Annotated in this window: 8 protein-coding genes; 3 read left to right on the top strand and 5 right to left on the bottom strand. The window is 38.0% G+C overall.

The genetic code is table 11. The features are described from left to right. Window positions 1-1,302, bottom strand: coding sequence for a homogentisate 1,2-dioxygenase (hmgA, locus tag GQR38_RS15910; RefSeq protein WP_165722592.1), 1,302 nt, complete (start codon window positions 1,300-1,302; stop codon window positions 1-3). Between the two features lie 151 nt (window positions 1,303-1,453). On the opposite strand from hmgA, the gene GQR38_RS15915 reads away from it, so the two are divergent. Continuing rightward, the gene (locus GQR38_RS15915; protein WP_024607517.1) at window positions 1,454-1,885 is read left to right on the top strand and encodes a MarR family transcriptional regulator; all 432 of its coding nucleotides are present in this window, start codon (window positions 1,454-1,456) and stop codon (window positions 1,883-1,885) included. 52 nt (window positions 1,886-1,937) lie between these two features. Here the strand turns inward: GQR38_RS15915 and GQR38_RS15920 are convergent, their stop codons facing one another. The 3 genes from GQR38_RS15920 to GQR38_RS15930 form a co-directional block, all read right to left on the bottom strand. Then, window positions 1,938-5,057: a TonB-dependent receptor gene (locus GQR38_RS15920; RefSeq protein WP_165722590.1), complete on the bottom strand. Its 3,120-nt coding sequence runs from the start codon at window positions 5,055-5,057 to the stop codon at window positions 1,938-1,940. A gap of 336 nt (window positions 5,058-5,393) precedes the next feature. Beyond that, window positions 5,394-8,567, bottom strand: coding sequence for a TonB-dependent receptor (locus GQR38_RS15925; protein ID WP_165722588.1), 3,174 nt, complete (start codon window positions 8,565-8,567; stop codon window positions 5,394-5,396). A gap of 43 nt (window positions 8,568-8,610) precedes the next feature. Beyond that, the gene (locus GQR38_RS15930; protein WP_007582418.1) at window positions 8,611-9,465 is read right to left on the bottom strand and encodes a S1/P1 nuclease; all 855 of its coding nucleotides are present in this window, start codon (window positions 9,463-9,465) and stop codon (window positions 8,611-8,613) included. Window positions 9,466-9,716: 251 nt separating this feature from the next. Between GQR38_RS15930 and GQR38_RS15935 the strand changes: the two genes are divergently transcribed. Next, window positions 9,717-10,583, top strand: a complete 867-nt coding sequence (locus GQR38_RS15935) for a hypothetical protein (protein ID WP_029751213.1) — start codon at window positions 9,717-9,719, stop codon at window positions 10,581-10,583. Continuing rightward, window positions 10,576-11,520 (top strand): hypothetical protein, encoded by a 945-nt coding sequence (locus GQR38_RS15940; RefSeq protein ID WP_165722586.1) that lies wholly within the window; start codon window positions 10,576-10,578, stop codon window positions 11,518-11,520. The genes GQR38_RS15935 and GQR38_RS15940 overlap by 8 nt, the downstream gene beginning before the upstream one ends. A 26-nt stretch (window positions 11,521-11,546) precedes the next feature. Here GQR38_RS15940 and ushA read toward each other — a convergent pair whose 3' ends face one another. Then, a complete protein-coding gene (gene ushA / locus GQR38_RS15945; protein WP_007582424.1) occupies window positions 11,547-13,178 on the bottom strand; it encodes a bifunctional UDP-sugar hydrolase/5'-nucleotidase UshA in 1,632 nt (543 codons plus the stop codon). Window positions 13,179-13,221 lie beyond the last annotated feature (43 nt).

The following is a 13,221-nucleotide window of genomic DNA, read 5'->3' on the forward strand; positions in this document are numbered from 1 at the left end:
TTAATCCTGTGAACCTGTAAATTGTTTTTTAATAGTACGCCAGCAATCGGTGTAGTTTGGTTGGCGTTCTTTACCTTCAAGGGCATATTTTGTCGGTGAAATTATATAGCGCGACTCAAACATAAAAGCCAATGTGTTTTCGTATTTTTGTGGTGTAAGCTCAGCGTTTGAGGCTTTTTCAAATACGTCGGCTTCAGGTCCATGTGGCGACATACAATTGTGTAAACTTGCGCCACCAGGTACAAAACCATGCTCTTTTGCATCATATACACCCTCAATCAAGCCCATAAATTCGCTCATAATATTGCGGTGGTAGTACGGCGGGCGGAATGTATTTTCGGCTACCATCCAACGAGGTGGAAATATCACAAAATCGACATTTGCCATACCCTCAGTAGCCGAAGGAGAGGTTAGCACAGTGAATATAGATGGGTCGGGGTGATCAAAGCTCACTGTATTCATTACATTAAAACGCGATAAGTCGTATTTGTAGGGTGAGCTATTACCCGTCCATGCAACTACATCAAAAGGAGAGTGCTTTATTTCACAGCTAAATAAATTACCGTTAAATTTAGAAACAAGCTCAAAGTCACCTTCTTTATCTTCAAATGCAGCAACGGGGTATTGAAAGTCTCTGTCGTTGGCATAACCGTTTGCACCAACAGGTCCTCGCTCTGCAAGCTCTAACGCATGGCCATAATTTTCACAAATATAACCACGGGCTGTATCATCAATTAAATCAACAGCGAACTTAATTCCTCTGGGAATCACAGCAATTTCACCTGGTTTAATGCTTAACTTACCGCACTCGGTGTGAATTAATAACTCACCTTGCTGAGGGACAAACAACATTTCGCCATCGGCATTGCAAAAGTAACGCCCTTGCATTGACCGATTAGCGACATATACATGAATGCCAATACCAGATTGCCCATTGGCACTGCCATTAGCTGCCATAGTTACCAAGCCATCAATAAAATCAGTCGGCTGTGAAGGTATATCAATAGGATTCCAACGTAGCATTGTTGGTGGTGTTACGGCTTCAGTGATTGGGGCTGTTCTTATTAGGCCGTTATCAATTGCTTGGTAATCACCTTGCACTACAGACGGACGAATGCGGTAAAACCAAGTGCGGCGATTTGAAGCGCGAGGAGCCGTAAATGCAGTCGAACTAAATTGCTCGGTGTATAAATCGTATTTAACCTTTTGTGGGCTAAATTGTCCTATCGGCAATGCACCGGGTAGCGCTTGTGTTTCAAATTCATTACCAAAACCTGTCATATAACTTAATTGTGTCGCCATTACTGACTCCTGTGAGAGGGGGTTGGTTTAATATTATTATTATTTCAGTTAAGATACTCTCAAGTGAGACTAATATCAAATGTGCAACTACGCACCTGTGTAAATATTAATGAACACCAAAGTAAGCCTTATAAAGCTGGGATAACCAAAAATGAAAATTGATTTAGCAACGTTTTTACCTTATCAATTAACGAATGTAGCAACACGTGTAAGTAACGACTTTGCCGAGGTTTATCAAACTAAGTACGGTTTAAATATTCCCCAGTGGCGAATACTTGCTAATTTAGCGCAGTATGGCCAAAGCAACGCAAAGGATTTATGCACGCAAGCAAATATGGATAAATCGACAGTGTCGCGCGCGGTAAAAGTTTTAATAGATAAAAGTTTAGTGAGAAGTGAGCTAAATAAGCAAGACAAACGCGCAGCATTACTTGTGCTGAGTAAAGCAGGTCAAAGCTTATATGAAAATATAGCGCCCGATGCACTGAATTGGGAAAAACAATTACTGAGCACTTTAACCAACGAAGAATACGAAGTGCTAGTGAGTATTTTTGAAAAGTTAAATAACAAATTAAAGGCATAAAAAAGCCCACCAAAGTGGGCTTTTAAAAGATGTTTTAGGTTACAGTTCTAAATTAGAAAGTGTAACGAACACCTATACGCATTTGCCATACAGATGCATCTGATTGCACTGATGTATTTGCATTATTTGCATTAAATTCAGAGTAAACGTAGCGGCCTTGATCATCAATTGACGTTTTGATCATGCTAGCGCCTACGAAAGGACCTTTTTTAAGTACGCCCCAATCATCGTTTAACAGGTTTGTAAGGTTATCAATTACGAAGAACGCTTCACCTTTGTGACCTTCCATAAAACCAGGAAGCTCTTGTGTCATTTTAAAGTTAAACTTAACAAACCAATCAGAGTTTTCTGCGTTACGGCTAGTCGTTTGACCACGTTCTAAACCATTTGATGCAATAAATTCATTGAATTCATTGATATCAGCAGCACTCATGTCGTAAACAACGTTAGGATCGTTTTCAAGTGGAACATACAATAGTTGGCGGTTGCCATTCCAGTTGTTGTCACCGAAGGTACCATCACTGCCATCGAATGTGTAGCTGTAAGGTAGGCCTTTATATGCTTCACCGAATAGATTAAAGCGAGTAGCAAACCCATCAACAAACTCATGGCTATAACCAAGAGTCATAGTAAAACGATGTGGAATTTCGTAATCAGATGAAGCAACACCTGGGTTACCTGGATCAGTTAGTGCAATGTTACCGTAGTTTGAACCAGCTACAGAGCTTGTCATTGGGTTAACATCATCAGAATCTGTGTAGGCATAACCAAAGTTAACGCTTACACCATTATCAAACATCTTGCTAACCGCTAATGAGATAACAGATGAATCACCGCTATCACCACTTACATTTGTTAGTAAGTATTCGTTAGAACGACCTTCAATTGATTCGTAAATAGGGCGGCCGTCAAACGTAGTTGTACCTGTATCTTGAAGTGCGATGTCACGCATTAACGCAGCATCTTTTTTCTTCGAGTATAAGTAATCAAGAGAGATTACATATTCATTTTCTGTTGTGTACGTTGCACCAAGTGAGTATTTCCACTCTGATGGGATTTCAAAGTCTGGGTCAACAGCGTTTGCTTGTGAATCGCCTGAGCCGATTACAGTGTCAGCTACTGCATCAAATTGAGACTGAGGAACTTCAAATCCTGGAGTACCATTATTTACATTAGGTGTTGCGAACAAGTCGATAGAACCAAACTGGTTTGCACTAATGTTAGTAATGCCGTCGTTTGAGTAAGAGTTAGATAGCCAAACGTTAGGGTTACCGCCTGAGAACAAGCCAACACCTGCACGTACTTCAAGTGCATCTGTCGCGTACCATTGGAAGCCTACACGAGGTTGAATTAAATCAATACCATCAAATGTACTTTGGTTACTGTAGCCATAGCGATCAGTAAAGTTTTGATTTAAGTTAGGTACATCATCACTGGTGTATTTATCGTAACGTAAACCAAACGTAATATTTGCGTCTAAGTCAGTAAACGAATACTCGTCTTGCACGTAAAATGTATGCTGAGCGTACGAAAAACTCGCAGCAGCATCGTTTGGATCATTTGTAGCAGCAGCATTGTTGTAGTAAACAGCACTTGCAATACCATTTTCAAAATCATCAACATTGTTGAAACGGTATTCACCTTCAGTATGCTGAACGAATAAGTTAAATACATCTAACTCTTCAAACTCGTAACCAGCAGTAATTGTGTGCTGATCAAGGTAGTAAGTACCTGCAACTTTAAATGTAGTTGTATCGTAGTCTAAGTCATTAGATTGACGTGAGTCATCTGGACCAATATAAACTGTACCACCATCTTCGGTACGAATTTGCATTTCACCAAAGCTGCTTGCTGCATCTAGTGATTGTACTGTTGCATCTAGCTCAGACTTACCAATACGAACTTCAGTAGAGAAGTCATCTGACCAATCAGAGTAAACAGATGCAATGATTGAAGTGAATTCTGCACTTTGGTCATAAAAGTGATTAGATAGTGATACACGGCTAGAGCCAGTATCTGACTGTGAAACAGTATTACCATCGTTGTAGTTATAGATTAAGTTTGCACGATGATCTTCGTTGATGTTCCAATCTAGTTTAACTAAGATTTTTTCATCTTCAACAGGCATACTTGAAGGCATTCCGCCTACATCGTAACCATATACAGTTTGAGCAACGCTTGTGATACGCGAGATATCATCAGCAGTTACACTGCCACTGCTTAAACCATCGTAGTTAAACTGTTGAACACCTTCAAGTTTTTCATATGAAGTGAATAAAAATAGTTTATCTTCAATTAGTGGAAGACCTACGTTGAAGCCGTAACGTTTTTCAGTATAGTTACCGTTATCAACGTCATCACCTTCAATTTTATCACCCTTGAAAGAGTCACTAGTGTAATCGTAGAAAACAGCGCCATGAACATCATTGCCACCAGATTTGGTAACTGCGTTGATGTTACACGATGTAAAACCACCGTATTGAACGTCAAACGGTGCAAGTTCAGCTGAAACTTGTTCAATTGAATCAAAAGAGAAAGGGGCGCGAATAGTAGGGTAACCATTTGAGCTTAAGCCGAAGTTATCGTTCATACGAACGCCGTCTAGCGTTAAGCTATTGTAGCGAGGGTTACCACCACCACAGTTAATTGTACCACGGCTATCATCAATTGTGATACGCGGGTCGATACGGATAATGTCTTTTAAATCACGGTTAATAGCTGGCGTATTTTCAAGATCAGTTAGCGTAAATGTAGACGCCGGACCAGTACCACCAGACATAGAGCTAATTGGCGCGCCAGAAACTACAATTTGTTCCATGCTTGACTGTGACTCAAGAGAAACGTTTACTGGGTAGTCGTTACCAATATTAAGAATAATGTTATTGAATTCTTGGTCTGCATATACATCTGAATCAACAACTACTTTATAAGGACCGCCAACTCGCAGGCCTTTAGCTGTGAAATAACCAGCGTCATTTACTTCAGTTGTTTTTACTGATCCAGAAGGTACGTGTAAAATTGTTACTTTAGTGCCGGCTGCTGGGTTGCCGTTAGGCCCCATTACTTGACCTTTAATTGCAGAGGTCGTTTCGTTAGCCATTGCAGCGCCACTTACACCAACACATGCTGCAATAGCAAGTGAAAGAGCTGTTTTGCGTAATTGAGTTTTCATTTAATTTTCCCGTGTAGTTATTAATTAAATTTTTATATTTTTATTTTAAAATTTTGCAAAATAAACAGTTGAAGTTCATTTATTCAAAATCCGTTACTAGTGTACCTTATTTATTCGTTACAAATAAAATACAACTGCAATATATTTTTAATAAATAGTACTATTTTTGTCTATTTGAGTGTTTTTTTGAGCAATAACTCTATATCGGGGTATATATTACGTGGGCTTTATGACAAACATGTGAAATTGGGGTGTGAAAAACAAAAAACCCATTACAATTTTGCAATGGGTTTTGTTAACAAATAACTTAATGTGTTATTACTTACCTATTAAGACTTAAAACTTGTAGCTAATACCAACTTTAGCCTGCCAAGCTGATGACGATGAACTGATTTGTGAGTAATTACGCACATCCGCACCACCAAAACTGTTGTCTATTTTATATCTGCCTTGATCATCAAGACCACCAAAGTCATAAATAGTTTGGTTAGAGTAACCTAAGCGTTTTTCTACACCCCAATCGCTGTTTAGAAGGTTTGCGAAATTATCAATCATTAGATAAACCTCACCAGTGTGACCTTCAGCAAAGCCAGGTATTTCTTGCTTAATGCTAACATCCATCGTAGTAACCCAAGGTTGAGTTGCTGTATTTTTACCTAAAATTCCACCACGTTGAGATATACCAGCACGCTCTAATAACGGTTCTAACTCAGCCCAAGTCATTTTAGAATCAGCCCAATTTACATTCGGATCATCAGCACCTGTAGGGATATAAGGTAAGTAAGCACCATTAGTGAATAAAGAGCTAGTATCACCTAAGTCTTCATCTTTATACATATTCATTGTGTAACTAAATGGGCGACCTGAACGACGTTCAAAATAAACATTGAACTTGGTTGCATATCCTTCAAAAAATTCAGTGTTATACGCTAAGTTAATTTTAAAGCTGTGCTCTACTTCGTAAAAGCCACGTGCTGCAATATCTTCATTACGATTTACTGTAATATTGTGCTTATAGTTACCTTCTGCCTGAGAAGCTGAACCTGCTGATGATTCTGTAACATCTTGGTGAGCATAGCTTGCCGATACAAACAGGCCATTGTCCCATTGTTTAGCAATACCCGTTGAAATAATAATTGAACGACCATCATCCGATGAATTAGTCATTTCTATGTCAACATTATCGCCACTGTAAATACTTTGATTGATAACACGTTCGCCGTCCGCAGCTAAGCCTACTGGGTTAATAGACGAATTATGCCATACCGCTTCATTCTCTTTTTTATGGTAAGCAATTTCTGCTTGCCATTTAAAGCCATCACCTAATAGTTCAGAATCAAACTCATATTCAAAACCTATTTGGGTGCGAATGCTTGAAGGCAATTTAAAGTCAGGGTCGATATACGCAACGCTACCAGCACCTTGCTCTAATGTATTTTTTATTTCATCAGGAACCTGAGTAATATCAGCTGTGTTATTTGCATAGTAATCATTAATTACATCGTTTTGTGCTGATACTAAAGTAATGCCATCACTTTGGAATGAATTGTTATACCAAACATTTGGAATGCCGCCTTGGAAACGACCAATACCACCATTAATAGTAAGCGCTTCTGTTACGTAGTACTTAAAGCCAACACGAGGAAGTATAATGTCTAGGCCATCAAGATTTTCTTGGTTAGTAAAGCCATACGTATTAGCAAAATTTTCATTTAGAGTTGGTTTATCATCAGATGATAAGCGCTCATAACGAACACCTGCTGTAACTTCTAAATCATCACCTACATAAAAAGTATCTTCTATGTAAAGCGCTAGCTGGTTACGCCTTACATCATATGCTGTATCAGCTGAATCATTAGTGTAAGCATTTTGATAAGAGAAATCATAAGAACCAATTTCACGGCTTTCAAAATTTTCTAAGCTATCAAATTTCCACGTTCCAAGAGAGTTTTGAGCAAACAAGTTATATAAACGAAGTGACTCGTACTGAGCTCCAAAGTTTATTTCATGCTCATCCATTAAATACGTAGCGTCTAACGTAAAAGTTAGATTTTGTGTTTCTGAACGGTTTGCATGGCGGTATTGATCTGTACCAAAGTTGTAAGAAGGACCATTTCGACCGTCTTCCTCAACAGTAATGCTTCCTAAGTTAGAGCGAGTTGCGCTATCAGAGGTAACATCTTTATACGACACACCAATTTCTGTTGAAAAGTTTTCAGTCCAATCAGAGTAAAGTTTAGATGAAAAGTTATTAAACTTAGTTACGTATGCATAAGTGCTTGAAACTAAGGCTATATTATCACCGCCAGTGCTAGAGTTACGCTCATCTTGGTCGTCTTGCCATTGATAAGTGAAATCTAAACGATGGTCATCACTTGCGTTCCAGCTTAATTTAACAAGCAAGTTTTTGTTTGTATCTTCTGGCGCACCGGCTAATGAATCAGTTAAGCCGTATTCATTATTTAAGATAGAAATGAAACGATTATAGTTAGCTTCAGAAGTATTAAATTCATTTGAAGCACCAGAACCGTCAAAGCCGTAATCTAGATCTAATTCACTTGACCATTCTGCATAGTTAACAAAGTAAAACAGTTCATCTTCAATAATCGCTCCACCGACATTAAAACCAAATCTTTCTTCAGTTTTAATCGGCTCTACTTTATTTGTAGAGTAAGTTTTATGACCTAGCTCATCAAGATCGTCTTCTTGTACAATATTATCAACATCGCCAGCTATCTCAGGAGTAGATATTTCATAAAAGCCAGAGAATTTAAACTCATTCGTACCAGACTTTGTTACTGCGTTAATAGTACCGCCACCAAAGTTACCTTTAGAAGCTGAGAAAGGAGATACATCAACAGAAACTTGTTCAATAGCATCAAGTGCTACAGGAGGCTGAGAAGTAGGGTAGCCACCAAAGTTCAAGCCAAAGTCATCATTTTGACCAATACCGTCAACTGTTAAACCGTTGGTACGAGGGTTACTACCTGCAAACGTTAGCTCGCCATTGCCATTAATACTGGCAAGTGGGTTTAAGCGCGCAATATCTTTAATGTCGCGATTAAAGCTTGGCATATTTTCAATAGTGTCAGAGCCAAATGTACTGCTAGAGCCACCTGATTGTTGAACAATCTTATAACCAGACACTTCAATCTTTTCGATGTTTAGCGGAGCAAGCTGCGAGCTTAAACGGTAAGTTTCACCAAGGTTCAAGTATATATTTTCAACAGTGGTGTCGTTAAACGTATCAGAATCAATGATAACCATGTAAGGACCACCTACACGTAAACCATTAGCGATAAACGTACCACTTTCGTTTGTAGTTAGTTCGCTAATAGTTCCCGTTGGTTGGTGAATTACTTTGATTTTAACGTTTGCAGCACTGCCACCTGAAGGCGTTGTAATTTTACCACGCATTGCAGATGAAGTATCAGCAGCCATTGCGCTTGTAGAAACACCTAGAGCTAAAATTACCGCTCCAGTTAATTTCGAAAGGCGAAGCTTAGTCATAATGTTGATTTCCCGTGTGTAGGTTATATAAATTTAATACAGTTTATTTGTCAGTCGTCATTTTCAGCGCCGTTTCTAACTCTTTTGCAGAAGGGTCAAATAAGGCATTTAGTAATCCAGCTAATCGAATACCCGCTTGTTGTAAGCGCGTCTTTATTATTGGAGTATTGTTATATATGTAGCTATAACCAATTTCGTTGTTGGTATATTTATAAATTTTTGTGGCTAAATTGTGAGATTCTTCAACCCATGTCATAGGTGAGCTTTGTAAATATTCAGCAATTAACTCGCTGTTATTTGTATCAATAAATTGTGCGTACTCAGTAAACGATAAATTCTCGTTCTCAACTAACTTTGTATCCCAAAGGCTGTGAAGATTTGTTTCTTCGTTAAAAAATGAAACCTTAATACGGTTACCACCTCTATCTTCACTTCGACCAGCATGAAATGGTTGGTGACTGTCGCCCACCAAATGTACTAAAAAACGTAAACTGAACTGTTTAGCATCTAAGGTGCTATTTTTATCAGTGAGCGTTTGCATTGAATAGTGAATGCCTTCTAGGATATTACTTACAGATTCTTTGTTTTTAGTGTGATCGTGATTGAAGCTGAAAGATTTTCCTGGTGCTGCATTAATATAATGCCAACGAGATGATTGCTTTTGCCAAAACTCGCCAGGGGCAGAGCGCATTTCATCAGGCCACGTTGATATTTGTGCAAGTGATTCACCATCAAGGTAGGGTTGTATTGCCGCTTTAGTTGTTTCGCTTATATGAGATTCTGCAATCTTACCTACAATGCGGTGGCCATTTTGACCCCAAGCATGTGAGTCAGTGCTTGTAAATATTGCACTAATCAAAAGCGCAGAAGATATCGAGTACTTTATATTGCTATGCATTAGAACTTCCTTAATGAATATTTCATGGCGTTGCTATAGGCTAATGCGGTCAATTGTCCTTACTTTTGGTGTTGATAGGAAGGACTCATTAAAATTCATAGTTTCTTATTCACATTACTTTTAAATCAATAGGTTATGTTTAACAGGTAAAATTACTTGTTGTAATAGGTAAGCGAAATTGTTCAAATGCACTATATCGTCTATTTTTGAGTGGCATTGCTTTGAATTTTAAAAATATCGTGTTACACAAAATGTTAATTGTTACATTTTTGTTTCTATTGTTGGTCGTTACGTGGGTTTGCGGTCAAGTTAGTGTATACAATGATGAATTACACTTTCCAGTTATGATCGAAACCTCAACAGAGTGTCAAACAACTGCAACAAGTAACAAAGGCCAATTAATTGTTTTTACGCAATCAAAAAAAATAGCTAAGTTATTAACACAAAAGTTATGCTCTGATAACGTGGTGGCTAAGCAATATGGCTCTGTAAAAGGGTATTGGGGGTATAGAACGGCAGACAGCTTTGAGTTTGTGGGTAAAGGAATTGCTGACTTAATTTTGGCTAAAAACAATATTATGGCAGCCTTTAAAGCAGAGTCGACATATAACTACCAGCCCGTTGTTGGTTTTTCTGACTACACGGCTTTTTTTATATCTTCTAAAGAAAAACCTCGAGTCACTAAACAATACTTTTTAGATAAGCGCATAGGTTTACTTGATTATCCGACCAGCCGATCAGGGCATATTTTACCAAAACAAACGTTTAAAGAGTTGGATATTAATTTAGCCAATTTGAAAATCACTTATGCTAGCTCTCATAACGAATTACGTGATTTACTCGCTAATGGAAAAGTAGATATTATTGCTTCGTTTTGGAAAGAGAGCGACGAAAAACGTTTTTCAAAAAACTATATTACGCCATTGAGTAATAATATTTCTGGAACAAGATGGTATTTAAAAATGCAGCAAAACAACACTGATTTATTATGCGCAGTGCAGGAAAATTTGCTTGATATGTCTAAAGATCAAAGTTTGCATTACTATCAAAACGTCCAGCCATTTTGGCGCTGTGGCGCCAGCTTAGTAGGCTTAAAAGAGGAGGCTGGTGATGAGTAAGTATAAGCAATTACTTGTTATTATAAGTTTGTTTTTTATTTTGTCGTCTGTCTTTTATATTTCTGTAACTCAAAAAAGCCAGCAAGTAGCTAAACAAAAAATTACGCAGATAGAGAGGCAAATAGCACTCGACTTACCATTACTCGATTTATCGAATGAGCTGCTAAAGCATTCAGGTAATAAAGATGCAGTTAACAGCTACATTAAAACTTTAAACAGCTACATTAATTCGAACGAGCTCAAAGTTGTTGCTATTGCACCAAAAAACGAGATGGTAACACCTGTAAACTCACACCAAATAATACGTAGTTTGAGCACTAGTAATGGGTTCGTATTAGTTGTATTTAACGTCCAACAAACCCACTTTGCATTGAGTCATTTTATTTACTATTTTATATTTTTAGTATTAAGTGTGTTGATTAGTTTTTGGGTGAAATTTGCGTTTATTAAACAGAGCAATAAGCAGTTTAATAATGCACAGCATCAATCAATTGCAGAGCCTACGCCGCTGATACTTATTGTTGACCTTAATGATAAAACATTATCAAGTAGTTGTAATACAGAACAAAAAATGTGTTTAGCCAATAAGCCATTGTGCTTTTATTTAGCACTTGTAGAGTATTGTACAAATAACGATGATGTAGCGCTTAGTCATAATAAAGATGTGCCAGAGGAGCTGCTAGAGCTTGCTAACAAGTATTTTTATAGGTTGGTCGAACTCGGCCATACAGTTAGAAAAAGGCCTAACTTTAATAATAGCCTAGAAAAAACCCTGAGCGAAGTACGTGCTGCATTAGATGAAGTACTCAGCGAGTATCCCGAAGAAAAAGAGTTATATTATCCACCTAAAGCATACGGGGAGGGTTCTCGCTCTCGTCTGCATAGTTATGGGCTGGCAAATATTAAAAAGGGCAGTATTGAAATAATAGGAAAGTAACAAGGTTACTTTCCTATTATTAGAGGCTATTTAGGAGTAAATTCAGCCGTTTTAAGAGGGCTGTTTTTTGATATAAAATCTTGAAGTGCTTGGGCATCTGTTTCGTCTGTACTAACAAAGCCTTTTTTATTTGTAAGCGCAGGATAGCCATCACCGCCTGATGCGTTATAGCTATTTAAGCTCATACGGTAAGTTTTATTTTTGTTCAAAGGTTGGCCGTTAATAACAACATTAACTAACTGATTATTTTTACGCTCAAACGATAGTTTATGGTATTGCAAATAAGCGCCAGCATCCGGTGGGAAGCTGGTTACTGTATTTAAATAGTCCCATAAATCACTGCCTTGCCAATCCATGTAAGTAATACGATTTTTAAAAGGATGTACTTTTAAAATATCTTTATAGCTCACTTCACCAGCCTCTATTGAGCTGCGAATACCACCACCACTTATTAGTCCAAAGTCTGCATTTACTACATCCATTTGAGCTTGAATAATTACGCGTGCAAGATTTGTTTGTTGGTAGCGAACTTTGTTTCTGTCACCTTCTAAGCGAGCATCTACTTCACCAATGGTACCTTCAATTTGTTTAGCGCCTTTAGCTTGGTATACCGCTAAATAAGATTCAAGTTTTGAGTCTGGTTTAATGTACTCGTTTGCTAATACTTCTTTAGTTGAGCCATCAGCTTGTACTTTATCTACATACAAATTAACTGGCATCAGTTTGTAGTCTAGTAACGTTAATTTTCCGTTTTCAAGCTTAAACTCAGCTTTACCAACATACTTACCCCATTCATGGGCTTGCATAATGTAAGTACCGTTTTGTTGGTCTGGTTTACAGGCAAGACCTGGTTTAAAGCTATCGTCATTTACATTTGTATCGCTCATACATACAGGTTCTTGAGAGTGGCCACCAATGATCATATCAAGGGTGTTTGCAGGAAGTGAGCGAGCGAGTGTTACATCACCGGGTGCGTTAATACCAAAGCTAGCATCAACATAATGACCCATATGAGTCAGGGCGATTGTAATGTCAGGGTTATACTTAGCTTTTATTTCTTTAGCTAGTTTTGCTGTAACGTCAACAGGGTCTTTAAACTCTAAGTGCCCAATATACTGAGGATTACCAATTTTAGCTGTGTCGGTTGTTGTTAAACCAATAACAGCAATAGTTAATCCATTCTTTTTGAATATTTTATAGCTATCAAACGCGTGTTCGCCTGATTCCTTTTCAAATATATTGGCTGATAGAAAAGGAAAGTTCACCCATTTTTGCTGTTGCTTCAATACATCAATAGGGTTGTCGAATTCGTGATTACCCAATGCCATTGCATCGTAACCAATCAGCGACATTCCTTTAAAGTCAGGCTCTGCTTTTTGTAAGTCTGACTCAGGAATACCTGTATTTATATCACCACCAGAGAGTAGTAATACTGCATGACCTTGCTTTTGAGCTTTATTGCGTAAAGAGTCAATTAACGTTTTGCGAGCGGCCATACCGTATTCGCCTTTTTCGTTTTGCCAAAAACGCCCGTGGTTATCATTAGTATGAAGAACAGTTAAATATTTAGTCGGGGTAGCGCTAAACACGGATTCAGGAGCAGGAGATGTGCATCCGAGTACACTAAAAATAACCGAAAATAAAATAATTATACGCATAAAATACCTATGGATTAAGGTCTACTTAATTTATCAGGCAGCT

It is taken from the genome of Pseudoalteromonas sp. c7(2019), from assembly GCF_011378625.1.
Lineage (GTDB): Bacteria > Pseudomonadota > Gammaproteobacteria > Enterobacterales > Alteromonadaceae > Pseudoalteromonas > Pseudoalteromonas arctica.

Bases quoted from the DNA above. Each gene is read 5' to 3' on its own strand.
- ushA (WP_007582424.1), bottom strand. From the start codon at position 13,178: ATGCGTATAATTATTTTATTTTCGGTTATTTTTAGTGTACTCGGATGC.
- GQR38_RS15925 (WP_165722588.1), bottom strand. From the start codon at position 8,567: ATGACTAAGCTTCGCCTTTCGAAATTAACTGGAGCGGTAATTTTAGCT.
- GQR38_RS15940 (WP_165722586.1), top strand. From the start codon at position 10,576: ATGAGTAAGTATAAGCAATTACTTGTTATTATAAGTTTGTTTTTTATT.
- GQR38_RS15915 (WP_024607517.1), top strand. From the start codon at position 1,454: ATGAAAATTGATTTAGCAACGTTTTTACCTTATCAATTAACGAATGTA.
- GQR38_RS15930 (WP_007582418.1), bottom strand. From the start codon at position 9,465: ATGCATAGCAATATAAAGTACTCGATATCTTCTGCGCTTTTGATTAGT.
- hmgA (WP_165722592.1), bottom strand. From the start codon at position 1,302: ATGGCGACACAATTAAGTTATATGACAGGTTTTGGTAATGAATTTGAA.
- GQR38_RS15935 (WP_029751213.1), top strand. From the start codon at position 9,717: ATGTTAATTGTTACATTTTTGTTTCTATTGTTGGTCGTTACGTGGGTT.
- GQR38_RS15920 (WP_165722590.1), bottom strand. From the start codon at position 5,057: ATGAAAACTCAATTACGCAAAACAGCTCTTTCACTTGCTATTGCAGCA.